The following is a 25,030-nucleotide window of genomic DNA, read 5'->3' on the forward strand; positions in this document are numbered from 1 at the left end:
GTTTTTTTCGTTTTGCTATTCATCATCTTCATGAAAGCGGATAAAATCATCCACAAGGCATTTACTGCTCACAAGAAGGCCGGACAGGAAACAGGCAATAGTGGTCTCATAAGAAAAAAAATGAAAAGAAAAAAGAGAAAAGACAACCGTCAATACCAGCCAAAGGTACTTCTCCCGATGATCAGCCATTCACCTCTTCCGCCTTCCAATAAATTTGGCTGATGGCCTCTGCTAGTGCTTCCACTGTATTTTTCAATTCTTTCATATTATTATCGACACCGCCAACTTCCACGACTAGAGAATTGGCATTCAAATCCTGATTGTAAATCCCATCAACGCCAATACCTTTTTTGGGAAGAACCCCCTTGCTTATGCCTGGGTATTGCTTATTCAGGATTTTATGAAGCTCGTTCGCAAACTTGAGGTTTTTTTGGAAGTTTTTGTTTTCCTCACCAATGACAAAGACAATCCTCGCATATGGTTGATTATTTATGACCGTTGTGGTTGAATCCTTTCTGACTGAATCTCGGTGCAGGTCTATGAAATAATTCAGTTTTTGATTACCCGCCATCGCCTTTTGGACCAATGAACGTGAAATCTCATAAGACTTAAAACTCTGCCATCCCTTTTTATCCAACTCCTGGCCAATATTGGTCTTATCCACGCTGGCTCCCACACCGCGCTTTTCCAATTCCTGTCCGAGCAGTTCACCCACAATGGTGATGTTGGTCTTGCCATCTACAGCTTCGTTTTCATTCTCCGCACCCTCCATGCCGAGCAACGGCAAGTAAGATTCCCAACTATGTGTATGATAAATGAAAACAGATTTTTCTGATGGTGAAGACCCTGAATACACCTTTCCACTATTGAGCTCCTTCAGCTCATTCGCTGCCATATTCCTTTCCTGCAAAAGCACATCAATAGGCGGAGCAGATTCAATCGGTATATCCGTAAAATCCACACCTTCTTCTGCGATGATGAAATTTGAATCAAAGGACATGAAACCTGGCATCTCACTTCTAATCAAGCTCCTGATATCATTCATCTCAATGTTTGTAAGCAATTTGAATCCTGTGGAAAAAATCGGGTAATCTGTATTTGCACCCGTTAAAGCATGTCCTATAAGCGGATTCTCATAACCGATAATACGCAGGAAAACCTCAGCACCGATATCACCGTTTACTTTGAACTTAAAAAAGCTGATATTCGAAGAAGATAAAAGACCTGCGACCAAAAACAAACCCGTTGTGCTGATCAGAATAAGGAAAACCATCAAAACTTTTCTGTATATTTTAACAAATATATCAGTCATTCAATCACCCTTTTGCATGTGATACGAATTCTTTTAATCCATGAATATGTAAAAAACAAGATTTTAGACTAAAAAACGCCTGGACATATGTCCAGGCGTTTTAAAATCCGCTTTATCTTCATGCACTTTCCTCTTACTCTAAAAATATCTTTTTTTCCAGAAAATGAAGGCTGTGACTCCCGCCAGGAGGACGGCCATGCTGATAGCCAGGAAGAACGCATGTGGATTGTGCTGGAAAGGCAAATCGACGTTCATCCCATAAAAGCTTGCCACCATTGTTGGGAACGACAGGATGATGGTGATGGAGGTTAAAAACTTCATCACCATATTAAGATTATTTGAAATAATAGAAGCAAAAGCATCCATCATACCGCTTAAAATGGAGCTGTATGTCTCAGCCATTTCAATCGCTTGCGTATTTTCGATGATGACATCCTCGAGTAAATCCTTGTCTTCTTCATACATTTTCAAGTAATTAAAGCGCATGATTTTTGCGAGCACTACCTTGTTGGATTTCAATGAAGTAGTGAAGTATACAAGACTCTTTTCAAGAGCAAGGAAGGCATATAATTCCTTGTTTTTCATGGATTGGTGCAACTCCCGCTCTATTTCATTCGTCTTTTTATTAATTTGTTTCAAATACCGCAAATAATATATTGAAATTACGTAAAGGATCTGCAGAGCAAATCTTGTTTTTTTGAATGTATAGAATTCCTTTACCCGGTTAGTGCGAAATTCCTCCAGTACTGGTGTTTCTTTTAAAGAAACAGTAATGATACAGCTGGAGGTCTGGATAATTCCTACAGGGATTGTTTCATAAATTGGAAACCCCGATTCATCATGGGTAATATATGGATAGTCGACAATAATATATACATTGCCATCTTCCTTATCAATCCGGGGGCGTTCTTCGTCATCAAGGGCGTCCCTGATAAAGTCAACCGCTATCCCCGTTTCACCGGCTACTCTCGTAATTTCATCCTCAGATGGATGAACCATATTGATCCAGCAGCCTTTTGAGATTTCTTCAACAAGTGTTAAACGTCTATCTTCATTGCTTTTGTAGATTTCTAACATTTCCGCCACCTCCTCGTTTTTAAATGAGGAAGTCAATTACCGTTTATCAGAGTTGATAGTCTTCCAGCTTTCAATTGTATCAAATCTACTAGATTATCGACTTCCCCGCGCCTATCGGGATCAGGTTCTATTGAATAACCCAAAGATACCAACTCCTCTCTTTTTTCACCTCTTACATATTACTCCTGACTGCGTTAAAGTACAATGGTATTTTTCAATTAAGGGTCTATTCGTAAGCTTTGTTGCTTTTACACCCATAATGACAATTCAAGTAATCGGCATCTTGTCAATTAGCTACTTTAAATAGCACGATAAACAGCAATCACTGCGGGAACAGCCTTAATGAAATAGAAAGTAACCACAAAAATTCAATTAGGATATTGACAATATACCTATATGGGTATATATTAAAGATATTACAAATACCCCATATGGTATGTAAATTAGGAGGAAAATTAATGAAGAATATGATTGCAAAAACAGTTATAGCATTTACACTTGTTTTTTCCATGATAGCAATGGGTGGTGCCGCACAGCAAAAAGCTGAAGCTGCCACAACCGCTGCGGATGTATTGGTTACTGTCGGCCAACAGGGTGCAGATTCTTATTCCCAAACTTTGGATGGCGTTTTATATACAGTCGACTCAATCGGTATGATGGCTGACAGAATCCTATGGACTGAACAACAGATCGGCTTCATGGCAGACAGAATTGTCTATGTAACTGAATTCTCGCAGGACAATACCATCAAAGTAATCTACATGGCTACCGGATTATGGCCTACAGGTACAAAAGATGGTGGGTATACTTATAAAGTTTACCTTACACCTGTAGCTATGCTTCCAGCAGGCTGGTAAGATCAATGTAAAAGGCGGACCTTTAGAGGTTCGCCTTTTTTTATGGTAGATTGCCCTTTTGGGGTTATATTTTTCCCCTCTTTTTTGAATTTGTTCCCAGTGATATTCTCCTCTTCTAGGGTATTTGTGAAGAAAAAAAGTGAAATTTGCGCTGATCATCCTCTAATATATGTTCCATTCATTAATAAGTCATATAATTACCGCTTAATACAAGTATTTTTCATTTATTGTCATACTAACAGTACAGGCACAAATAGCTCCAGCTTTTCCGCAACTGCAAAAATAGATATAATGAAAGATAAATTAGGTTGATGGCCTAATTTTTATTTTGACAGCTTTCAAGTAAAAGTAACTAAAGCTGTCAAGAAAACACCTTTATTTTACAGCTTTTATGGATGAGAAGCCAAAGCTGTCAAGAAAACATCGTTTATTTGACAGGTTTCCAGCAAAGGAGCACAAAGCTGTCAAAAAAACACCGGTATTTTGACAGGTTCCCGGCAAAGGAACACAAAGCTGTCAAGAAAACACCTTTATTTTGACAGGTTCTCACCAAAGGAACCTAAAGCTGTCAAGAAAACACCGGTATTTTGACAGGTTCCAAGCAATGGAGCCCAAAGCTGTCAAAAATACACCGGTATTTTGACAGGTTCCCACCAAAGGAACCTATAGCTGTCAAGAAAACTTCGGTATTTTGACAGGTTCCCACCAAAGGAACCTAAAGCTGTCAAGATAACTTCGGTATTTTGACAGGTTCCCACCAAAGGAGTCTAAAGCTGTCAAGAAAACACCTTTATTTTGACAGGTTCCCACCAAAGGAATCCAAAGCTGTCAAGAAAACATCTTTATTTTGACAGGTTCCCAGCAAAGGTACCCAAAGCTGTCAAGAAAACACCTTTATTTTGACAGCTTCCCAGCAATGGAACCCATAGCTGTCAAGAAAACACCTTTATTTTGACAGCTTCCCAGCAATGGAACCCATAGCTGTCAAGAAAACACCTTTATTTTGACAGCTTCCCAGCAATGGAACCCATAGCTGTCAAAACGCTACCTGAATTTATAAAGCTTCATTTTGAAAAAGGAGATATTATATGCAATTGTTGCAACGATTATGGGAGGCTATTGTCCGATTCTGGAAGAGACGCCACCTGACACAAATTTTGTTATTGATCTTATTGATTTTTGTATTGCTGTCTATCCTTTGGTTTGCTTTTATTGCCAGCCGGGCCAATGTCCAAACGTTAAAGGATGGTTTAAGCCAGGCTACCACAATCTATGACCAAAATGGAGAGGAAGCCAGCAAACTTGCGACAAACCGTACTGGCGGGGTGCCGATTGAAGATATGCCAGAGCATGTGCCTAATGCGGTAGTCGCCATTGAAGATGAGCGATTTTACGAACATAATGGTTTTGATATCAAGGGGATTGCTCGTGCGTTCTTTGGAAACCTGTTTGCAGGACAAATTACTGGAGGCGGCAGTACGCTGACCCAGCAGCTGACGAAAAATGCCCTGCTTTCTTCTGAACGGACTTATAAACGTAAAGTGGAAGAACTTTTTCTGGCCGTAGAACTTGAAAAAGTCTATGAAAAAGATGAAATTATTGAAATGTACCTGAACCAGGTTTATTTTGGCAGTGGTGCATTCGGGATCAATAATGCCAGCAAGAAGTATTTTGCCAAGGATATTCAAGATGTGACGATCAGTGAAGCGGCATTGCTCGCCGGCTTGCTTAAAGCTCCTTCCGCTCTTGATCCCTATAATAATTACGAAGCTGCCATTAAGCGCCGGAATGTGGTTCTCGCGAAAATGAACGAATTAGGGATGATCACTGATTCGGAGTTTAAGAAAGCAAAGTCCGAGGAGATACGATTAGAAGACGGCGGCGGTTCACTTGCAGATCGTAAATATCCTTCCTATGTCGATGCTGTATTGGATGAAGCTACGAGCAAATACGGCCTGACACAGGATGAAATCATGACAAGAGGCTACCGGATTTACACGGAACTTGACCAAAATATCCAATCTGGCCTTGAAAAGGTATACCGGCAGGATTACCTGTTCCCTGACCGTACCAGAGATGTACTGGTACAAAGCGGATCCGTGCTGCTCGATCCTAAAAGTGGCGGAGTCCGATCCCTGGTCGGCGGCCGCGGCGAAAAGGTCTTCCGCGGATTCAACCGCGCGACACATTTGAAGGCCCAACCAGGCTCGACCATGAAACCTCTGGCTGTTTACACACCCGCACTAGAAGAAGGTTATGAGTATGATTCTATGCTGGTTGACAAAAAGATGAGCTTTAAAAATTACAGTCCCAAAAACTTCTCAGATACCTACAAGGGAGAAGTGCCAATGTATGAGGCAATTGAAAATTCAATAAACCTCCCTGCTGTCTGGCTATTAAATGAAATTGGCTTGAACAAAGGAATCGATGCTGTCAGGAGGTTTGGCATCAAGGTCGAGAAAGAAGATCAGAATCTTGCGCTGGCTTTAGGTGGCATGCATAACGGAGTTTCACCGCTTAAGATGGCGGAAGCCTACTCTGCATTTCCGAATGGCGGAAAACGGCAAGATGGGCACCTGATTACGAAAATCGTCGGTCCAACAGGCAAAGTAATCGCTGAGCATGATGGCACCACCACTCGTGTAACCTCTAAGTCAGTGGCCAATAAAATGACCTCCATGCTATTGAATGTTGTGGAATCAGGTACCGGCAAAGGAACGTATATGGAAGGAGTCGATCTAGCCGGAAAAACAGGTTCAACGCAGCTCCCTTTTGCAGACATCAATGGGACAAAGGACCAATGGTTTGTTGGATATACACCGAATATCGTCGGAGCTGTCTGGCTCGGATATGATCAGACAGACCGCAAGCATTATTTATCCAGCAGCAGTTCAAAAGATGTCGTTCCTTTATTCAGGGCCATTATGGAAGAAACCTTGCCCCATGTGGAGCAAGAGGAATTCGCAGTCAAATCAATCAATGAAAGCAACTCTGGAGACTATGAACAAACCGAAAAGGCAATCAAGGAAAAAGCGGATAAATTAGAAGAAGAATTAAAAGCTCGTGCTGGTAAGGTTGAAGAAAAGTTAAAAGAGGAAGCACCGAAGTGGAAAAAGGTTTTTGATCAGATGCAGGAGGATGCCGGTAAAGTCGGCGATAAAGTCATCGACAAATTACGCGAATGGAAAGGTCAGTAAAAAATGAGAGAGCGGCTTTGACGAGCTGCTCTCATTTTTTATTCTGTTCCCTAATCTTTAAAAAGTCTTAGAATAAATACAAGTATCCCGCAGATCACCATCAACAGAAACAGATTCGTTTTTCAATATAGCATCGAGGGAAAATCCTAATCTTTCGGGAATTGCCCTGCTCTTACGATTCAATGAGTCACATCTGATTTCAACCCTGCGAGCTTTAAGCTCCTTATCCGCAAAGTCTGTTATTCCCTGTACCGCCTCTGTCATATACCCTTTCCCACTAAAACGTGTGTCGATCCAATAACCTATTTCGAATTTGGGAACGTCCCAGTTAATCCTATGTAAACCAGATGAGGCTACAAATTCCCCAGTATCCTTCTTGAATACCAGCAGCCTGAGGTCTGTGCGATTTAAAAAATTCAGGTGACCCTGCCTGATCACCACTTCTGTTTCTTCAACTGTTTGTTCCTTTTGGGCAAATGGCATCCAGGGTTGAAGTTCTTTTAAAGAAGCGTTGATTGATTCACATGTAACCGCACCATCTCCGGGAAGCGGCATCCTGATCAAAAGTCTGTTTGTTTCAAATTCACCTGGAAATTCCAACAAAATAGGATTCACCATACCTACCTCTCCTTTCTCTAATTCCCCCATATAAAAAGAGCAGCCAAAGCCGCTCTCTAATTATTCTCCCTATATGCTGATATCCCTCTTTTGGAAAAAGAAAAAGGTTAACATCATAAATATTGCGTAATATACAGCTAGTATCGACAGTGATACTGGCAGTGTTATATCCTCCAGGATCCTTTCCTGAAGAGCATAGACTGTTAAATCCAGATGAGGGAAAATTAAAAACTTCGCCCAAGTATACTTGTCAGCAAGCATGAGGATTATGCCACCAAGTGTCGATGAAAAGAAAAGGACAAAAATACCGATACCTACTGCAAGAGCCTGACTTTTAAATAACGTAGAAAGCATGAAGGCGATCGTCATGATCATGAGCAGGCTCGGAATGAAGTAAAGCATTTTCAATAGGAATTGTTCACCGACAATTGCTACCTTCCTTCCCTCTAATGTGATTTCAAAGATTTTCATATTAAAATCACCGTTTCCGAATAGAACCAATCCAATAATATAACCTGAAACAATCAACGTAATGACCAACAGCAATGCATAAATGATGACGGCTATGTACTTTGACAGCAGGATCCTCCATCTCTGATGCGGGCGGATCAATAACTGCTTTATCGTTCCATCAGAGAATTCTGCTGCTACATTGGCACTCCCTACTACAACTACGAACAACGTGACAAGCGAGCTGACGCCGACAACGACATCATTCATGAAGTGCCAGTTAGTCTTGGCATTTGGATTGATGTTCTCATCCAAAAACTCCTGCGTTTGATCAATTTGGCTTTGGATCAACGCTTTTTCATCATCAGAGGCAGAAGCCAACTGGTTTTCAAGCATGGCGATTTCCGCCTCTGTATCCTGACGCCAATTTGGATTTGGATCAGCACTGAATTTCATATAGATAATTCCAGCAATCAATATAGCCAAAACCATAATGACCATATAAATCCAGCTTGCCATTTTCCCGAATATCTTCATTAATTCATTTTGGATCAAACCAATCATGTCAATTGCTCCTTTCTATCTTTATTTGTGATTTCCAGGAAGCGATCTTCCAACGTGGCTTTCACATTCAATATTTCAAAAACATCAATATTGTTTTCAACTAAAAGTTTGTTAAGGCCAGGTATTTGTTGTTTTCTCAATGATAATGTCAGTCGCGATCCATCTCTTGAAGTCACTTTAATGTCTGGCATATGCTCTGCCAGCAGCCTGGCTGCTATGACAGGGTCTGATATTTCCACAACAACCGTTCTTGTCTTCTCTGTCTCTGATATTTCATTCTCATGCATGGATGAGATATGTATGAGCTTGCCTTGTTCAATAATTGCGAATCGGTCACACATCAACTGCATTTCAGACAATAAATGAGATGATACTAATACGGATGTTCCCTGGCTGGTAAGTAACCGCAAATAATCACGGAATTCCCTGATTCCCTGGGGATCCAGTCCATTAGTCGGTTCATCCAAAATCAAGATGGACGGCTTATGCAGAATGGCTTGTGCCACTCCAAGCCGTTGACGCATCCCTAAAGAATAGGTACGAACTTTATCATGTATTGCGTTCTCCAGTCCTACGAGTCCGGTGACTTCATTGATTCGCTCTTCACTTACCTCCCCCAAAGCCATACGGGCATAATGCCTGAGGTTTTTAAAACCACTCAGGTATTTGTAAAACTCAGGGTTTTCTACGATGGCCCCCAGTTCGTTCATTGCTGCCGTAAATGAATTGTCCAGGTCGTGCCCATTCACAAGCACTGTCCCACCCGTGCGGTTGATCAGGCTGACAATCATACGGATGATTGTTGTCTTCCCTGCGCCATTTGGGCCAAGAAGTCCAAATATCTCGCCTTTTTCTACTTGAAAGCTGACGTCATCCACGATTGTTTTTTTACCAATCGTCTTGGTCAGCGACTTCACTTCTAATGCAAAATGCGACATAGAATCTCCTCTCTTCATCAAAAAAAATACTTCTATCCTATGATTAATACGAAGAATATTGTAAAAAGTTACAAAAAAGACTAAAAAGATTCTATCTCGCCTCTGAATGGCCAGTATATTGCCCGTCAATAATACAAACGATATAAGTGATATTCAAGCGAATATCCTGTGTTTCAAAAATCCAATCATGAGGTGATTGTATGAGTTACAAAGATCATTTGGATCCACACTCACAACTATTCCACCACACTTGGACTAGGCGGAAGCATACCAATTCGCAGGTCAATGGTGAAACCCAGGTTACCAAAAACACTATACTTGCAAGAGGTAATGCGAAAGCACACCGTTTTTGAATTTTTGAAACCAAAAAGGAAAAGACGCCCCAGGGCGTCTTTTCTTAAAAAGCTTTAACTGACAAGATTTAAAGAAAAATAAAATAAATTACACCTGCCAAAATGATTCGATAAATCGCAAATGGCATTAATTTAATTTTATTGATCAATTTAAGGAAGAATCGGATGAAAAGTAAAGCAAATAAAAATGCACTAATGAATCCTACTGCGAAAAACGGCAGCGCATCCAAGGTAAAATACTGCCAATTCTTCAATAATGATATCCCGCTTGCACCGAGCATGATTGGTACCGCCATGATAAAAGTGAAATCAGAAGCTGCACGGTGGTTCAAACCAAGCAGTACACCACCTGAAATCGTGGATCCTGATCTTGAAAACCCTGGCCATAAACCCAGACATTGGAATAAGCCGATACCAAGTGCCTGCTTATAGCTGATTTGATCGACATCATCAATCTTAACCACACGAGGATGTAAGCGGTCAGCGATGATCATCAGGACGGCACCGATTACTAATCCAACTATGACTGTTTCCACAGAGAATAAGTGCTCATCAATATAATCCTCGAATAAAACACCAATTACACCTGCAGGAATCAAACCAACGATTACTTTTGAAAGACTAAGTCTTCCCTTGGAATCCGTGATGGAAACTCCCTTTTGCAAGCCCAGCAGGTTTATGAATCGCTCCTTAAACACGATTACTACGGCAAGTATAGATCCTAATTGGATGACGACTTTAAACGTATTGGCAACAGGTTCCGTAAATATGTCTTTAGAATGCAAAAGAAGGTCATCGACAATAATCATATGCCCTGTTGATGAAACAGGAGCAAACTCGGTTAATCCTTCTACCAGACCAAGAATGAATGCTACAAACAATTCCCAAATATCCATTAAGTATATTCTCCTTTAGAAGATGAAAGTATGTTGCTATTCCCGCCACTATGTGAAATGTAAAGGGGCCAAATCAGCATGCACTCTTTCAGTTTTATCTCCAATAGGCAAAATAGTCAAGAACAAAAAGCGCAAGCGCCCTGGTCAGCCCCGACAAGCGCTGGAGGGCCGACCGGTGAAGTCGTTCTTTGACTTCATTGGGCGGACCGAAGCGTCTCGAGGGACTAGGCGCTGGAGCTGGATTAAGAAAACCATATATAGTTATCAACAACCAGGGTAATTTATAATTTTTTAACAATAAAAAAATGCAGCTTCAAGAGCTGCAGTATTCCCCTTCTTTAAAAACAAATAATTTCTGGCCGATGAAATTCGTTATAGTATAGAAAATTGACCCTAAAATAATTGCAATAGTGTCTAAACTTAAATAAATATTAGCTATCGTAATTTCATTTATTCTTTCCGTTATACTGTGACTTACGGAGAATGAAAGAATATAACTGATCAGTACCACTAAAATGAATCGAGGTGCCCCTTCCCGTATGGAAACACTGCTCTTAAAGGTAAATGCCCTATTTAATATGAAACTGACAGCAGCTCCAATCGTGTTGCCAGTAAAGGTGGCATGCCAATAGGGCCAATCAAGCCCATTTTTCAGCAAAATCATCAAACCCATTCCAATCATGGTATTAAGCATGCCGACTAGCATGAATCTTAAGAATTGCATGGAATTTACAAAACAGCCTCGGATCCACTTATTCAGTTGGCTAGTTGTTCTCAGATAGCTTCCTTGTTTCAATGATTGACTCATACTCGTCCTCCTCCATGTTCACCAATTTCCTTGGTACAGGCAGGTTGAACAGGTCAACATCGACAATGTATTTGGGCCTGCGCTTAGTTTCTTTGTAGATTTTCCCAATATATTCCCCAACCAACCCGAGGGCAATTAGCTGCAAGCCGCCAATAAGCCAAATCGAAGTGATCAACGACGTCCATCCAAGCTCAGTATTTCCAAAAAGCTTTAAAGTCAAAAAATATATTCCAAACAACAGGCTGACAATAAATGAGAGGCATCCGACAAGCATGACGAGCCTGATTGGAGTGACAGAGAATGATGTAATGCCATCGAAGGCAAATGCAAGCATCTTTTTCAATGGGTACTTTGTTTCCCCCGCAAACCTTTCCTTTCTTTCATAATAGATATTAGCAGAGTTGAATCCAATTAACGGAACAATTCCCCGCAAGAACATATTACTCTCAGCAAATCGCTCCAATTCATCTACCGTGCGCCTGCTCATTAAACGGAAGTCAGCATGATTAAAGATCAGTTTTACCCCCAGCTTGTCCATTACCTTATAAAATCCCTCCGCAGTAAACCGTTTGAAGAATGTATCCGACTCTCTGCTGCTTCTGACACCATAGACAATTTCGTAACCTTCAATGTACTTTCTTACCATTTCATTGATTGCATCGATATCGTCCTGAAGGTCTGCATCAATGCTCACGAGACAATCTGAAGAATCTTTTGCGGCAAAAAGGCCTGCGAGCAATGCATTTTGATGGCCTGCATTTTTTGAAAGCTTCAACCCTTTTATTAATTCATTCCTAAGACTTGCTTTGTATATCAAATGCCATGTATTGTCTTTGCTCCCGTCATCAACAAACAGAATTTTACTGTTTTTCGATACCAGGTTTTCACTTATCATTTGCTCAAGTTTTGCGGTTAGCTGCTCAATAGTCTCTTCCAACACTTCCTCCTCATTGTAGCAGGGAACGATAATAGATAAGATTGGCAAATTCATGGATGGACCTCCTTGGTGTTATAAAACCTGATAAAGATAAATTTTCCAGGCACTCGCATCTGAAGTGAAAATAGCATCAAGCTTTAAATCATTCTCGATTGCATTATCGATCGGGACTGCTGAAAAAATGTATTCGCCTCCCATTTGTTTGAAGGGCTCGATATCGATATCCAGATTCTTGATTCTTTTTTTGGAGTTTTTCTTGAACATGTAATGCTTGCCTAATTCATCTGTGAAGATGTAGCATCTTCCACCCCACTCATCAAAATAAGTACGGATTTTCTTGTTCTTTTCCAGCTCGTTTTCGATAATCTTGCGGAATTTATGCTTATACTTTAAGGGATAAAAATTATTATAGGTATCAAGTGTGTAAAATCCGTTATATTGGGCGATAGCAGGATGCAGCCCAATACTGGCTATTCGGTAGCTGCTTTGAGGTTTCCCGATGTGGTCCTTTATTGCTTCAAATTGTTTTTCAGCATAAAATTCACTTACACTCGGTTTTTTGCTATGAACAATTTCTTCATTGCTGAACAACAATAAGATAATTTGTGCTCCAATCAACAGCGGAACAGATTTATGAAGTACCTTTTCTTCCCAGAGAATCCTAAGGCCAACAGCAAAAAGAATATAAATGATCAATGGCCGCAAAAAATGGTACCTGGCAAAATTGAAAGTATCAAGAAAGTGGAATCTTTCTGTTAAATGAACCCATCCTTTATAAAACCAGAATGCGTACCATGCAGAAAATAGAAAATTCAGCAGGAATAAAAGAACAAAAATACGCTCATTTTTCCATCTCCGGTGCTTCCATACGATCAGCATGGCCGCAATAATAACCGGCAAAATGATTAACGTATGTACCGTCATGACATGGGTATGACCGAAAAGGAAGTTCTTAAACGTAAGCTTTACAGAATGAAAGAACGACAGACGGGCGTGGAAATATTCATCCCGACTATTCGGCTCACTATCAAATAGAAACGAGTAAACAAGTCTGTAGTCTGCAATCAAGTAAACTGATGTCATATAAACAATCGCAACCAAGAAACGCCAGTTGAACGTTTTTTTGCGGATGGCATCACTAATCCAGAGTATACCCATAGCGCTGAGGAAAAAGAAAAAACCCAAAACAATGCTAGAGTAAAAAGGCAAGAGTGTAAGGGTAAGATAATGACTCCCCTTTCCATTGCCTTGTCTTATATGCAAAAAAGCCCATAGTGCCAATGGCATTCCTAACGTACTCAGCATCCCTGAGGGCCAAAAAGGAGTTAAGGCAAACGCCAATGCCGTACCGACACGAATCAGGGTTCTCTCCCTTTCTGGAATGAAATGGTCCTTTAAAAGTAAATACATACCAAGAAAGGCAAAAAATCTAGTAATACTCTGGCTAATTCCATAAGCGATCATAGTCGGGAACCAAACATATAGCCAAACAATCAGGCTGAATTCGCTCCCAAGCGCATTTCTTGGAAGTCCATTAATTACTTGAGGAATAACAGATTCGGCTGAACCAGCGATTTGGCCACTCTCAGCAAGGATTTTATACCATGCCAAATTGGAATCCAGATTATCATGGACCCGAATATGGGCATCGTTCCCCAAGATAAAATACGGCGATACGAAGACTGAAATAACGAGAAGAGATAGTATGATGAATTTATTCTCTTTTTCCTGCAAATAAGCCAAATCAAATTACACCTCAAATCCCATGTTCGCCTTCTTAAGATTTGCACAATGACAGAAAATATTCCCTGAAAAGTTAATCAACTTCCTAGTCTGTTTTTATCAGAAAAGATGGTAATCAAAGACAATCAGATAGAAGATCACAAAAAAGACTGATAGGACCAATGCCGTCAAAGGCTTTTTATAATGGAGCCTTAGCATGGGATACATCGTACTATAGAAGAAGAATTCCCATACGATCGACCATCCATGATCAAATTTAATGGCTCCATACTTTAACGCCAGAGCCTCTATCAGGACGGACAGTGAGATCCATTTTAAATAATGCCTAACCTTCTTGTTTCGGTCTTCAGGGAAATTTCCCAAAAACAAAATGATCATACTCGGATAAAAAAGAAATGTATACAAGGATTCCGTTACAAACAGACTGATGAAATTCCTGTCAAACTCCCACAAATGTTTATTTCCAATGTACGATATATATTCATAGAAGCAGCTAAACAATGCCCAATAATAAAAGGTAGGTAAAAACTCTCTCCATCTTTGCCAATTCCCCTTGCCAAATGACAACAAAACCCCGCCCACAATAACTGCTGCATGGAACAAGCTTTCACCCTCCTTTACTAAGGACCCTAAATAGACCCATTAATCAGAGGTATTTTTTAACTCTCATTCATATTTTATGTATGGCCCAACAAATCTCTATAACAAAGAAAAAAGGCTGTAATGGCATTTATAACACCATTACAGCCTTAAAGATCTTATTTAATTCAAATTCCTATCAGATTCCAGTACAAAAAGATTCTTTTTTGATTGAAGAAAAACGACAGATGTCAACGCTATTGCCAATAGCAGTCCCATTGCCGAAAATCCGATGGTTGCTGTTTGCAGTTTTATGATTTCAGCCAGGTATCCCAACAAAAGTGTCAGCAGAATTTGGAGCATCGCCTGAAAAAATGCAAAAGCACTGCTAAACCTACCCATCAAATCTAAAGGAACATTGTTTTGAAAAAAAGTTGTGTATCCTGTAAATGAAAATGGTGAGAAGAATCCAATTATGATAAAGCCTATTACAGCCATAGGCACAGTATCTGATGAGGCGAGAAAAAACATAAAGTATCCTGTCACGGATAAAACAGATCCCAAACCCAGCAGCGTCCGGATTGAAAGCCTCGTTGCCAACGCAGATACTGCGAAGGATCCTGCCACATAACCTGCGCCTGTAAGGCTGACAAGCAAGCCATAATTCTTTTCTGATAAGCCGATGACCTGCTGGATAAAGGTTACTTCCTGTGAATCAAGCGCAAATGATATCAGTGTGATGAATTGGAAAATCAGGAAAACCACCATGAATCCAACCGCTGTCTTTCCAAAATCGGCAACTGCCTTCCAATCAGCAGCAATCATCTTCAAACTAATAGTATCTCTATATTTTTCTTTCCGATCTTCCTCATCGACGTCCGGCAGGAAGTATATTGCCGCTGCACAGAAAAAGAATGTTACCGCATTAATATAAATGCTGGTATTTATGCTTCCATACATGATCAGCAAGCCAGAAACACTTGGCCCAACCAACATGGCTCCGGAAGTCGCAAATGAAAAAATGGAATTGAACCGTTTTCTTTTTTCAGGGGGAACCAGCTTTGCTATGTATGTTTCCGAAGTGGGGCCAAAAAATGCGCCAGCAATATTAGTCAAAAACATAATGCTATATATAGGAACAAGTGAGGTGAAAAAGGGAATGATTGCAATGAAGATCCCCCTCAGAATATCAATCCAAATCATCAATTTTCTTTTATTTACACGATCGATGACGCTTCCGGCCCATGTGTTTGTCAAAAGGATCGCCAGGGGCCTGATGATGAACAAACCAGCAATAGCTGCTGCTGATCCTGTGATCTTTAATACCAATAAGTTAATTGCCACAAAATAAATCCAGTTGCCAATATTCGAAATCCCAATTCCCAGAATCAATAATATGGGATTTTTCCATCCCTTCAAGCAAACCCCTCCTGAATATAGACTAAGTTGTCGGAATTTTATTAACCTTTTTCTCTTTCATCCTAGCGGTAACTTCCAAAAGTTTCAAGTACCTATTCTTTTAAAATTTACATTTTATCCCAATTATAAAGTTTGTCACAATTTGTCCATATTAATTTTCCCAACAAAATTATTCGAAATATGCATTATACCCGCATTTTCGACGCCCTAAAACTCTTCTATTAAAAGTTTCATATATTTACCACCTTCTCCACGACAATTTACCCATTTATAACATTGGTATATTACTTATAATGGTATATAGATTCGATAAGGAGCTGAAAGTATGAATTCAAATCAGAAATTTGTTTCTAAGGTCCTTCCGCTATTTGCGGCGTTTATGGTAATGGTTACAATAGCAGCGACTATAGTCGTTCAAAATAATGATGATCAAGTATCGGTTCCGTTTAGTTCCCTTGTCAAGTCAGTAGAAAGTCTTAACGGCCATGAGGCAACCCTGATTGAAAAAATAGATGGAACCCTTATACTCAAAACAAAAGATTCAACATTTGTTTCCCAAGTTCCCCCTGGCAGTGATATGGTCGATAAATTAGTAGAAAAATATAATATTAATTATGAATACATGAACAATAGTAAGTATGGTGCATGGATTCTTGGCGGTGTTCTGCTGCTCTTGATGGGTGGTGCATTTGTAATCCAGAAGAAAACCGGAGGGATTGGTGCCGGTAATCGTATGAAAAATAGCCTGTCAAAGCCTAATCCTTTGCCCTCCATCACGCTAACTGACGTGGGCGGGTTGCAAGAAGAAATGAAAGAAGAGATTAGCCAGACACTTTCCATCCTGAAGAACCCAGAAAAATCAGCGAGGATGGGAATCAAGCCACCCAAGGGGATACTATTGTATGGTCCTCCAGGTACCGGCAAGACTCTCCTTGCCCAGGCAATTGCCCATGAGCTCAATGCAAACTTTTTCTCAGCCAGCGGATCGGCTTTCAATGAAATGTTTATCGGAGTAGGTGCATCACGGGTGCGAAGCTTGTTCCAGAGTGCACGAAAGCAAGGTCCTGCAGTCATTTTCATTGATGAAGTTGACGCACTTGCGGGCAAGCGTAAACCACATGGCGGTGAAGAAGGCGAAAAGACACTTACTGAGCTGCTTGTCCAGCTTGATGGCGGACATTCAAACGATGGCATCCTTTTCATTGCGGCAACAAACAGAAAGGACATGCTGGATGATGCATTCCTTCGCCCTGGACGAATTGATTTCTCTTTCAATGTGCCTCTGCCGGATACTAAAGGCAGAAGGGAAATCATTGATATCCATATTAAAGGTAAAAATCTTACTCCAGATGTATACTCATCACTGGATGACCTGGCAGAAAGCACTTCAGGTTTTTCAGGTGCCGAGCTCAACTCATTGTTTGAAACTGCCAGCAGGCGTGCATTGAGAAACGGACAGGATATCATTTCAAAAAGCGATATTGATTATGCCCTTGACCGTACCATCCTTGGCAGCACATCCCGGACTCTCCAGGATGCCGACACGAAGCGCAGGGTTGCCATACACGAAGCTGGACATGCTCTTGTGTCTGCCGTCACCAAACCTGGTTCTGTCCGGAAAGCGACCATTATTCCGCGCGGCCAGGCCCTTGGATATGTAGCACCAATTCCAAAAGAGCTTCAATTGTCGACGCACAGCGATTTGATAGACCGCATTGCAATGATCCTTGCTGGTGGTGTCGCTGAAAGGATGTTCCTCGGCGAGCATAGTATCGGCGTAAGCGGGGATGTTCAACAGGCAAAACAAATCATTGAACAAATGGTTGACACCGGTTTGTTGCAGGAAGGTTTCTCACTCACATTCAGCAAAGGGTTAAGAGAAACAAAAATGCAAGAACTGTTTGATGACGCACTTGAAAAATCCGAAATAATTATCAGGTCTCATCAAAATCAGTTTGGAAAACTTGTCGATGCATTACTAAAGAAGGAGACACTCGAAGGCTCCGAAGTAGATGAAATTGTTCAGGATCAAGCTGGTTTTCGTGAAGATCAATATGTAATGGTGTAAAAGATTTATAAAAAAAGGATTTCCGAATAAAATTTCGGAAATCCTTTTTTATTTACGCTGGTCAATAGCCTGGGCAAGATTTGTCTTAATGTCTATTTCTTTAAAGGAAATTCCCAGCTGTACGGCTGTTTGGGCAATTTCAGGGCGCATGCCGGAAAGCGTCGCATTTACACCTATTAGTTTCAAGGCATTCAACAGCTGGAATATTTGATGGGCAACCATGGTATCAATCATTGCGACACCTGATAAATCAACAAATAAATGGTGAATATCCCTTTGAGAGCACTGCTGCAACGTATTTTCAAGGATCATTTTAGCCCTTGTAGTATCTATATCACCAATCAGCGGCAGCAATCCCTGGTGGTTCGTCAACGAAATGACAGGGGCGCTTAATTCATTGATTGTTTCCTGTTGGGCTTTCAACACACCCTGGGAGTATCTATAAGTAGCTTCTATAAACCGCAGGATCACCTCATCCATTTCTTTGAGGATGATATCATACCAGATATCGACCTCTTTTCTTGCTATTTCAGGATGTAACTCTGCAAATCGGCGGATATAATCAAAATACTGGTTCCTTACATTTTTAAATTCCCTGATCACAAATTGAATCGGAGTTTTAACATGCTCAACATCACTAGCAATTTTCTCAATCCATGGCTTAAAGTCCTTAAAGAATTCCCCTTCCTCCTTTTTGAATAATTCAATGAAATGAAGGTGAAACTCATGATTTTGTTCTTTCAATGCATGTACAACATCAGGGTCACTAGATGCATATACACCCGCTGTATTTTGTTTATCGATATTTTCGTGCCATTCCTCAGTCAGGTTCCGACTGTTTCCTTTTAAAAAAGTGTATAATTCCTGATTTCTATGCAAAGAAATCCCCCCTTGTCTGGAAGCAACAGATGGAAAAATATGTATAGGGCTGAACTCAGCCTAGTACAATTATAACAAACCTTCTCCTATTGAAAAATTTTAAACGCGCTGCTTTACTCTAGTTTATGCTTCTCCCTTAATTCTGCAGGTGCCATCTTTATAATTTGCTGAAAAACGATTAACAGCACACCAACATCATCCACGATGCCAATTAGTGTCAAAAAGTCTGGAATGATATCAAATGGAAGCAAAAAATAACCAATGATTAAGCCAGCTGAAATTATTTTTTGCTTGACCGGAACACTTCCCGTAGTAAAAAATTCTATGAGAAAGGGAACGAATTTTTTCACCTTAAAAACCAACCGAATTCTTTTAAAGAATTTCTTCATTCTGATCCACCCCTTTTATAGAGACTATTATATCCTTCTTTCACCATTTGTCAGATTTAAAACCTACTTGGGACATACTTATTTACGAATCAGCAGGTGGATTCGTTTCATTTTAACGAAAACATCATTGATTTCATCCAAAAGCAATAAGGGTTTTTGCATGTTTGCTCGAAAACAGCCAATTAAAGAAAGAAGCAGCCACTTCAATGGCCGCCCAGTTTCTTACTTTTCTTGTTGATCGCAATAATGATGGATTGCCCTTTTGAAGAATGCAGCCAACCCAGGCTGATATTTATCAATATTCTTTGTGAAGCGCCGGTCATCGACGTAAAGATCCCCCAGCCCTCGAAAAATATCAATGGTACATTCATAATAATGATCAGTGATGAACTGCCTCCAATCCGCAACTGCTTCCTGAACAGCCGGATCATTCGGGCCATCTTCCATACCGGAGATCAACCGTTGGTAAATCTCTTCTGTTTTCGCCTGAATATTTCCCCAATCCTCTGGCGTATAATTAGCTGTCTTCTTTTCTACCTTTTCAACTGTCTCTTTTCCGTACCTTGTCTTTGCTTCATCACTATATTTCTTCTGATGTTCTTCAATTTCTTTCATATCGAAGCCTTCGAACATATCTTTCTCCTTCATTTGATATCCTCCTTCAATTGAATGAATCGTCTTTTCCACTGTCTTGATGATCTCATCCAGCCGCTTCTTTTTCTTTAAAAGCAATGCTTTATGCTTTTTCAAGGATTCTTTCCTGTTGAAGTCCGGCCGGTCCAAAATATCTTTTATTTCTTGCAGGGTAAAATCCATTTCCCTAAAGAACAATATTTGCTGCAGGCGTTCGAGATCTCTTTCTGAATAAAGCCGATACCCAGCCTCAGAAACGGCCTCTGGGTGAAGCAGGCCAATCCTGTCATAATAATGCAGTGTTCGTATACTCACTCCTGTCAGATCGGCAACTTCTTTTACCTTGAACATGTTGTCTTGATCACCTCCACATGTATAGCGTAAACCCTTACCTAACGTTAGGGTCAATAGAGAGTTGCAATTATTTTGATGTTTACATAATATTTTTATAATCAACTGATTGTCTAAGGTTGAGTTTTTTCAATTACACTTCTTATTTTAATAGACATTTCGGCATGCTCCTTCTTATGAAATGTCTATTAAATCCGGTTTCTTGGACATTTTGCCATGCTCCCGCTTCTGAAATGTCTATTAAATCTGGGTTCTTGGACATTTTGCCCTGCTCCCGCTTCTGAAATGTCTATTAAATCCGATTTCTTGGACATTTTGTCCTGCTTCCACTGCTGAAATGTCTATTAAAGACCGCCTATTAGCCATCCCAGCCTTAATGTCGCTTGCCAGCCGATTAATATAATTGATATTTTTAAAAAGGTACGATCATAATAAAGTTACTAAACACAAGGGGGTCATTCATGGCCAGACTGGTAGAATACATAGATAAGATTGCTGAGCTCCCTTTAAAAGAAAGTTATTCTCGAGATGAACTGTTGACACAGGAATTTTTATTGGCAAATGAACGCCGCCTTGCGGTCTATTATTGTACGCATAATGAATACGTAAATCCAAATGCAAAGGTGTTTATCGTAGGAATTACTCCTGGTTTCCAACAAATGAGCAAATCCATTGCTGTTGCCCGCTCCCTGATTGAAGAGAGATTTCCTGTTTCCGATATTCCTTATTTTTGCAAGCGTGAAGCAAGATTTTCCGGGGTACTTCGCAATCATATCATTGAGATGCTTGATGATCTCGGCTTACAAAACTGGTTATCGCTAGAATCTTGTTCTCATCTTTTTAATGAGAAAGACAACCTGCTGCATACAACTTCTCTCATTCCATATGCTGTTTTTAATGATGGGAAGAATTACACTGGACATAATCCCAAGATTCTAAAAAATAATATGCTTTTGAATTTCTTAAAGAGTTACTTTGAACCACAGGCGGCCATGCTTAGGAATGCGCTTGTGATCCCACTTGGGAAGAGCGTCGAAGAAATCATGAGGGTGTATGTGAGTGAAGGCCTTCTGGAAGAAAATAATATTCTCTTTGGATTCCCTCACCCTTCAGGTGCAAACGGACACCGCCTGCAGCAATTTACCAGTAACAAAGATAAAATGAAAAATACCATTACAGGCTTTTTCCAGTGATTTTAAAAACAACTAGCTGTTTGAGCATGTAAAGAATAATAAAAAAAGAGGCTATGATCCATAGCCTCAAATCGTAAGTTTTGTCGTCACCAATCACCTCATTCAAACGGAACTTCATTTTCATAGGCAGCTTTATAGATGGCAATCAATTCCTCTTTTTGTGTTTCATTTTCTATCATAATATCTCCATAAGCAGGAACAATCGTGTGCCATCCGTGTTGTTTGTTTTGGCGTGACACGAATAAATAGCTCTCACCTTCTTTCAGGAGTTGATCATTTTCAACTAAGACCAGTTTATTCCCTTCAAATCCCCCCTGTTGGTTCACCATGATCCTGCCGTTCAATTGGCCTTTGATATTTTCAGCTACCTCAACCTCGTATTGAGTTTCAAGTATTCCATCTTCATTACTTGTTCCCTTCGTCTCTTCTACCTTCCCGATAAAAACATTATCCGCCCATCCAACGAGTTGTTTTTGGTCGGTTACATCAAATGCATAGCTCGCCGGGATGTTCTGTACTTCCGGATTTTTCGGAGTATTTTCTAAAAACAAGGCTGATCCGGCCACTGAAAGTGCGATGACTGCTGCGATGGCCGGGGCAGCCAGCACTATCCGTTTTTTTGTTTTGCTGCTCATTTCGGTCTTAGCCATTTGAATTCCAAGTTCACTTCTTCTGCTTAAACCCTCTGGTATATCGATTTTATTAATCTCTGATTGAATATTATTGTTCATTAGCTTCTTCCTCCTTTAAATTCTTTCGAAGTTTCCCCAGACTGCGATAAAGAATGGTCTTTACTGTGCCAAGCGGAAGTTGGAGAGTGTTAGCTATTTCCTTAAATGTCATTTGCTGATAGAACTTCAGGAGAATGACACTTTTTTCTTCTTCCTGAAGTTTTTCAATTAAGTTCTTCAAATCAATTCCAGAGATATCATCATCTTGAGCAACCTCTGTTGTATACTCAGCAAATTCAGGTTTTAAAGGTACAATGTTTTTTCTTTTTCTCAATAAGTCAATGGAACAACTGATGGCAATTCTAATCAGCCAGGTTTTAAAATATTTTGGCTCCTTAAGCTCCTTGATGGATTTGAACGATCTGTAAGCCGTTTCCTGGACAACATCCATGGCGTCATTCTGGTTTTTCACATAGATGAACGCCATTCTGTACAAATCCTGTTCATATTGCTGGAACAACTCCAAAAATGCCTTATCATTGCCTTTTTGAGCTTTTTTTATCAATTTCAGCATTAGATGCACTCCCTTGTACTCCTTGTTATCCATTAGACGTTAGATTCGCCAGTTTGGCTTTAATATCCTGTAAAAAAATTCAAATGTAGCGGAATGTAAATCCAGTCGTCTTGCAAAAGAAAAAAACACCCTTTAAAGAAAGGATGTTCATCGAGGCAGAAGCGTGTATTTTTTCCAGGCATCCGGGAGAAGCGCCTGATATTTATGGTGGAGGTAACGGTCGTCAATCAACACTATCCTGCCTGTATCACTTTCTGACCGAATCAGTCTTCCTCCGGCTTGCAGTACTTTGTTCATTCCAGTGAAGACATAGGCATAATCATAACCATGCTTACCAGTACCAGCGAAATGTTTTTTAATCAAGTCTCTTTCGAATCCAATCTGAGGCAGTCCTACCCCAACAATCACTACCCCGTTTAGCCTGTCCCCTTTTAAATCGATGCCTTCAGAAAACACACCACCAAGAACAGCAAAACCAATGAGTGCTCCTTGATTGTCAGCTGTGAAAGATTCTAGAAATGCGGCACGTTCTTCTTCATCCATCACTGTCCCCTGGACAATCGTAGTGATATCCTCATTGGAGATTCTCCACTCCTCAAGAACCATATTTAGGTATTGGTAGGATGGAAAGAAAAACAGATAATTACCCGGAGCCTTGTGAACTAGATCAGTCATTGTTTTGACTATTGGTTTAATTGATTTTACCCGATCCTTGTACCTTGTTGATAACGCTTGAACCTTCACATCAGTCTGTTCACTAGAAAAAGGGGAAGGAATCAAAGAGATATAATCCTCGTTATTACCGCCAAGCATATCCTTGTAATAGCCCATAGGATTTAGAGTGGCAGAAAAAAAGATTCGAGACTTAAAGCTTTTTCCTGCCTGTTTAATCAAATGAGAAGGATCCAGACAAAACTGCTTAATACGCACATCATTTTTTTCGATTTCAGCATATAAAATGAAGCGTTCATCAAATAATCTGTTGATTCGTTGCCAATGTTGGGCAACGAAAAAAGTTTCAAGCAACAAGTCTGAATCTCCTGTACTTCCTCTTAGGAGTTCTTTTTCCGCATGTTCAATAAACTCAGCCACTAACTGATTCAATTCCTCGAATGGCTCCTCGTACTTCATTGTTGTTGAGGTTCCAGCCTGTTTTCTTAATTGGATAAAATAGTCATTTAAACGTTTGGATATGTCACCTAAAGAATGATTTTTTTCTTTAAACTCCCTTTTCAACTGTAGAAAAGCTGATTTTTCCAATGTCGCAGAGAACATATCCCTCCCTCTGTCAACGAGATTATGTGCCTCATCGACAAGGAGGGCGGTTTTCTTTTTTTGTTCATCGAATAGTCTTTTCAAAGAGACTTTTGGATCAAAAATATAATTGTAATCACATATGACCGCATCTGCTGCGTATGCCAGGTCCAATGAAAACTCAAAAGGACAGACTTTATGTTTTTTGGCATACTTTTCAACACAGTATCTATCCAGGGTTGCTTCATTCCTGAGGATATCAAGTACCGCATCGTTGATCCTGTCATAATATCCATCTGCAAATTCACAATGATCCTTGCTGCACTTTCCCTCACTGGTAAAACATACCTTATCTTTTGCTGTGATTGTCACAGTCCTTATTTCCAAGCCTTTTTTTATCATGAGACTGAACGCTTCCTCTGCGGTCTGTCTTGTCGTCGTTTTCGCAGTTAAATAAAATAACTTCCTAATCTGATCTTCCCCTATTGCCTTAACTGCAGGAAATATCGTTGAAATGGTCTTGCCGATCCCAGTGGGTGCATTGGCAAATAATGTCCTTCCTTCCTCGATGGTCTTATAGACACCCCCGGCAAGCTGTCGCTGGCCCTGCCGGTATTGAGGAAAAGGAAAGTCCAGCTTTTTAATGCTCTGATCCCTTTTCAAACCATGTTCCACCTGCAACCTGGCATATGGTGCAAAATCTGCGAGCATTCCTTTAACAGATCTTTCCAACTTCTCTTTGGTAAATGTCCTTTTAAAAAACTTCTTGTCACCAGTAGTTTTATGAACATAAGTCAGCTGGATATCAATCTCATCGTTACCGTGTTCCTTTAAATACATATAGCCATAGCATTCTGCTTGCGCCCAGTGAGCAGGGTTTGAATTTTCTCCGATACTTTCCAAAGGCATAGAAGTCGATTTAATTTCATCAATCGTAATTTTCTCTCCTGAAAAAAGCAATCCGTCACAGCGGCCTTCGATAAGAAATAAGAGGTTATCAAATTCAATTTCTGTTTTTAAAAAGACTTCACTCTGATCCATTTCTTGATAAGTTTTTTGGATTTCCCGATGGATCCTTGAGCCTTCAGAGAAGGATGAGGCCGTTTTAAAACCGGATTCAATGCTTCCAGTTTTAAATACATATTCAGCCAGCATCCTTACCGGAATTTTTATTACATGCTCCATCCTGCTCACCTCCTGCCTAACTTCCAACTCCATTATAGTACATATGTTCCCTCACGTTCAATAAAATAAAAAACCCGCTCCAGGA

General features: G+C 40.2%; 23 protein-coding genes. 5 read left to right on the forward strand and 18 right to left on the reverse strand.

The features are described 5' to 3' along the window. Positions 1-15 precede the first annotated feature (15 nt). The 3 genes from J7E38_RS18650 to J7E38_RS18660 form a co-directional block, all read right to left on the reverse strand. Positions 16-189, reverse strand: coding sequence for a hypothetical protein (locus J7E38_RS18650; protein ID WP_214708724.1), 174 nt, complete (start codon positions 187-189; stop codon positions 16-18). Continuing rightward, positions 182-1,312 carry a stage II sporulation protein P gene (gene spoIIP, locus J7E38_RS18655; protein ID WP_214708726.1) on the reverse strand — a complete coding sequence of 377 codons (1,131 nt, stop codon included), beginning with the start codon at positions 1,310-1,312 and terminating at the stop codon, positions 182-184. The genes J7E38_RS18650 and spoIIP overlap by 8 nt, the downstream gene beginning before the upstream one ends. Positions 1,313-1,450: 138 nt before the next feature. After that, a complete protein-coding gene (locus J7E38_RS18660; protein ID WP_214708728.1) occupies positions 1,451-2,389 on the reverse strand; it encodes a magnesium transporter CorA family protein in 939 nt (312 codons plus the stop codon). Positions 2,390-2,847: 458 nt separating this feature from the next. Between J7E38_RS18660 and J7E38_RS18665 the strand changes: the two genes are divergently transcribed. Together J7E38_RS18665 and J7E38_RS18670 are read left to right on the forward strand one after the other, a co-directional pair. After that, positions 2,848-3,246 carry a hypothetical protein gene (locus J7E38_RS18665; protein ID WP_214708730.1) on the forward strand — a complete coding sequence of 133 codons (399 nt, stop codon included), beginning with the start codon at positions 2,848-2,850 and terminating at the stop codon, positions 3,244-3,246. Between the two features lie 1,088 nt (positions 3,247-4,334). Beyond that, a complete protein-coding gene (locus J7E38_RS18670; protein WP_214708732.1) occupies positions 4,335-6,443 on the forward strand; it encodes a transglycosylase domain-containing protein in 2,109 nt (702 codons plus the stop codon). Between the two features lie 57 nt (positions 6,444-6,500). Here J7E38_RS18670 and J7E38_RS18675 read toward each other — a convergent pair whose 3' ends face one another. The 3 genes from J7E38_RS18675 to J7E38_RS18685 form a co-directional block, all read right to left on the reverse strand. After that, the gene (locus tag J7E38_RS18675) at positions 6,501-7,061 is read right to left on the reverse strand and encodes a GNAT family N-acetyltransferase (RefSeq protein WP_214708734.1); all 561 of its coding nucleotides are present in this window, start codon (positions 7,059-7,061) and stop codon (positions 6,501-6,503) included. 69 nt (positions 7,062-7,130) lie between these two features. Further along, entirely contained in the window at positions 7,131-8,075 is a 945-nt protein-coding gene (locus J7E38_RS18680) for an ABC transporter permease (protein ID WP_214708736.1), read from the reverse strand. After that, entirely contained in the window at positions 8,072-9,013 is a 942-nt protein-coding gene (locus J7E38_RS18685) for an ABC transporter ATP-binding protein (RefSeq protein WP_214708738.1), read from the reverse strand. The genes J7E38_RS18680 and J7E38_RS18685 overlap by 4 nt, the downstream gene beginning before the upstream one ends. A gap of 200 nt (positions 9,014-9,213) precedes the next feature. Here J7E38_RS18685 and J7E38_RS18690 point away from each other — a divergent pair, with 200 nt between their 5' ends. Continuing rightward, positions 9,214-9,366: a YpzG family protein gene (locus J7E38_RS18690; protein ID WP_214708740.1), complete on the forward strand. Its 153-nt coding sequence runs from the start codon at positions 9,214-9,216 to the stop codon at positions 9,364-9,366. 68 nt (positions 9,367-9,434) lie between these two features. Here J7E38_RS18690 and J7E38_RS18695 read toward each other — a convergent pair whose 3' ends face one another. The 6 genes from J7E38_RS18695 to J7E38_RS18720 all read right to left on the reverse strand — a co-directional run bounded on the left by J7E38_RS18695 (position 9,435) and on the right by J7E38_RS18720 (position 15,748). Beyond that, on the reverse strand, positions 9,435-10,262 hold the full coding sequence (locus tag J7E38_RS18695; RefSeq protein WP_214708742.1) for an undecaprenyl-diphosphate phosphatase: 828 nt from the start codon (positions 10,260-10,262) through the stop codon (positions 9,435-9,437). Between the two features lie 313 nt (positions 10,263-10,575). Further along, complete coding sequence (locus J7E38_RS18700; RefSeq protein WP_214708744.1) at positions 10,576-11,070, reverse strand: GtrA family protein; 495 nt, start codon at positions 11,068-11,070, stop codon at positions 10,576-10,578. Further along, the gene (locus tag J7E38_RS18705; RefSeq protein ID WP_214708746.1) at positions 11,027-12,061 is read right to left on the reverse strand and encodes a glycosyltransferase family 2 protein; all 1,035 of its coding nucleotides are present in this window, start codon (positions 12,059-12,061) and stop codon (positions 11,027-11,029) included. The genes J7E38_RS18700 and J7E38_RS18705 overlap by 44 nt, the downstream gene beginning before the upstream one ends. 18 nt (positions 12,062-12,079) lie before the next feature. Further along, entirely contained in the window at positions 12,080-13,750 is a 1,671-nt protein-coding gene (locus J7E38_RS18710) for a DUF6044 family protein (RefSeq protein ID WP_214708748.1), read from the reverse strand. 99 nt (positions 13,751-13,849) lie between these two features. Then, complete coding sequence (locus J7E38_RS18715) at positions 13,850-14,353, reverse strand: CBO0543 family protein (protein ID WP_214708750.1); 504 nt, start codon at positions 14,351-14,353, stop codon at positions 13,850-13,852. A gap of 159 nt (positions 14,354-14,512) precedes the next feature. After that, entirely contained in the window at positions 14,513-15,748 is a 1,236-nt protein-coding gene (locus tag J7E38_RS18720) for an MFS transporter (RefSeq protein WP_214708751.1), read from the reverse strand. A gap of 325 nt (positions 15,749-16,073) precedes the next feature. Between J7E38_RS18720 and J7E38_RS18725 the strand changes: the two genes are divergently transcribed. Next, positions 16,074-17,816 (forward strand): AAA family ATPase, encoded by a 1,743-nt coding sequence (locus J7E38_RS18725; protein ID WP_214708753.1) that lies wholly within the window; start codon positions 16,074-16,076, stop codon positions 17,814-17,816. Positions 17,817-17,864: 48 nt separating this feature from the next. Here J7E38_RS18725 and J7E38_RS18730 read toward each other — a convergent pair whose 3' ends face one another. The 3 genes from J7E38_RS18730 to J7E38_RS18740 all read right to left on the reverse strand — a co-directional run bounded on the left by J7E38_RS18730 (position 17,865) and on the right by J7E38_RS18740 (position 20,068). Then, positions 17,865-18,695 carry an STAS domain-containing protein gene (locus J7E38_RS18730; protein WP_214708755.1) on the reverse strand — a complete coding sequence of 277 codons (831 nt, stop codon included), beginning with the start codon at positions 18,693-18,695 and terminating at the stop codon, positions 17,865-17,867. A 113-nt stretch (positions 18,696-18,808) separates the two neighbouring features. Beyond that, positions 18,809-19,084 (reverse strand): YkvA family protein, encoded by a 276-nt coding sequence (locus J7E38_RS18735; RefSeq protein ID WP_214708757.1) that lies wholly within the window; start codon positions 19,082-19,084, stop codon positions 18,809-18,811. Positions 19,085-19,306: 222 nt separating this feature from the next. After that, positions 19,307-20,068 carry a MerR family transcriptional regulator gene (locus J7E38_RS18740; protein ID WP_214708759.1) on the reverse strand — a complete coding sequence of 254 codons (762 nt, stop codon included), beginning with the start codon at positions 20,066-20,068 and terminating at the stop codon, positions 19,307-19,309. A gap of 461 nt (positions 20,069-20,529) precedes the next feature. On the opposite strand from J7E38_RS18740, the gene J7E38_RS18745 reads away from it, so the two are divergent. Further along, complete coding sequence (locus tag J7E38_RS18745; protein ID WP_214708761.1) at positions 20,530-21,261, forward strand: uracil-DNA glycosylase family protein; 732 nt, start codon at positions 20,530-20,532, stop codon at positions 21,259-21,261. Positions 21,262-21,359: 98 nt separating this feature from the next. Here J7E38_RS18745 and J7E38_RS18750 read toward each other — a convergent pair whose 3' ends face one another. The 3 genes from J7E38_RS18750 to J7E38_RS18760 form a co-directional block, all read right to left on the reverse strand. Next, positions 21,360-21,992, reverse strand: coding sequence for a hypothetical protein (locus J7E38_RS18750; RefSeq protein ID WP_214708763.1), 633 nt, complete (start codon positions 21,990-21,992; stop codon positions 21,360-21,362). Further along, positions 21,982-22,506: a sigma-70 family RNA polymerase sigma factor gene (locus J7E38_RS18755; RefSeq protein ID WP_214708765.1), complete on the reverse strand. Its 525-nt coding sequence runs from the start codon at positions 22,504-22,506 to the stop codon at positions 21,982-21,984. Before J7E38_RS18755 ends, J7E38_RS18750 begins: the two co-directional genes overlap by 11 nt. Positions 22,507-22,653: 147 nt before the next feature. Then, on the reverse strand, positions 22,654-24,945 hold the full coding sequence (locus J7E38_RS18760; protein WP_214708767.1) for an ATP-dependent DNA helicase: 2,292 nt from the start codon (positions 24,943-24,945) through the stop codon (positions 22,654-22,656). Positions 24,946-25,030: the final 85 nt, after the last annotated feature.

It is taken from the genome of Bacillus sp. ISL-35 (assembly GCF_018613355.1).
Taxonomy (GTDB): domain Bacteria; phylum Bacillota; class Bacilli; order Bacillales; family Cytobacillaceae; genus Mesobacillus.

Bases quoted from the DNA above. Each gene is read 5' to 3' on its own strand.
- J7E38_RS18675 (WP_214708734.1), bottom strand. From the start codon at position 7,061: ATGGTGAATCCTATTTTGTTGGAATTTCCAGGTGAATTTGAAACAAAC.
- J7E38_RS18735 (WP_214708757.1), bottom strand. From the start codon at position 19,084: ATGAAGAAATTCTTTAAAAGAATTCGGTTGGTTTTTAAGGTGAAAAAA.
- J7E38_RS18745 (WP_214708761.1), top strand. From the start codon at position 20,530: ATGGCCAGACTGGTAGAATACATAGATAAGATTGCTGAGCTCCCTTTA.
- J7E38_RS18755 (WP_214708765.1), bottom strand. From the start codon at position 22,506: ATGCTGAAATTGATAAAAAAAGCTCAAAAAGGCAATGATAAGGCATTT.
- spoIIP (WP_214708726.1), bottom strand. From the start codon at position 1,312: ATGACTGATATATTTGTTAAAATATACAGAAAAGTTTTGATGGTTTTC.
- J7E38_RS18650 (WP_214708724.1), bottom strand. From the start codon at position 189: ATGGCTGATCATCGGGAGAAGTACCTTTGGCTGGTATTGACGGTTGTC.
- J7E38_RS18750 (WP_214708763.1), bottom strand. From the start codon at position 21,992: ATGAACAATAATATTCAATCAGAGATTAATAAAATCGATATACCAGAG.
- J7E38_RS18705 (WP_214708746.1), bottom strand. From the start codon at position 12,061: ATGAATTTGCCAATCTTATCTATTATCGTTCCCTGCTACAATGAGGAG.
- J7E38_RS18670 (WP_214708732.1), top strand. From the start codon at position 4,335: ATGCAATTGTTGCAACGATTATGGGAGGCTATTGTCCGATTCTGGAAG.
- J7E38_RS18690 (WP_214708740.1), top strand. From the start codon at position 9,214: ATGAGTTACAAAGATCATTTGGATCCACACTCACAACTATTCCACCAC.
- J7E38_RS18660 (WP_214708728.1), bottom strand. From the start codon at position 2,389: ATGTTAGAAATCTACAAAAGCAATGAAGATAGACGTTTAACACTTGTT.
- J7E38_RS18760 (WP_214708767.1), bottom strand. From the start codon at position 24,945: ATGGAGCATGTAATAAAAATTCCGGTAAGGATGCTGGCTGAATATGTA.
- J7E38_RS18700 (WP_214708744.1), bottom strand. From the start codon at position 11,070: ATGAGTCAATCATTGAAACAAGGAAGCTATCTGAGAACAACTAGCCAA.
- J7E38_RS18665 (WP_214708730.1), top strand. From the start codon at position 2,848: ATGAAGAATATGATTGCAAAAACAGTTATAGCATTTACACTTGTTTTT.
- J7E38_RS18685 (WP_214708738.1), bottom strand. From the start codon at position 9,013: ATGTCGCATTTTGCATTAGAAGTGAAGTCGCTGACCAAGACGATTGGT.
- J7E38_RS18695 (WP_214708742.1), bottom strand. From the start codon at position 10,262: ATGGATATTTGGGAATTGTTTGTAGCATTCATTCTTGGTCTGGTAGAA.
- J7E38_RS18725 (WP_214708753.1), top strand. From the start codon at position 16,074: ATGAATTCAAATCAGAAATTTGTTTCTAAGGTCCTTCCGCTATTTGCG.
- J7E38_RS18740 (WP_214708759.1), bottom strand. From the start codon at position 20,068: ATGTTCAAGGTAAAAGAAGTTGCCGATCTGACAGGAGTGAGTATACGA.
- J7E38_RS18680 (WP_214708736.1), bottom strand. From the start codon at position 8,075: ATGATTGGTTTGATCCAAAATGAATTAATGAAGATATTCGGGAAAATG.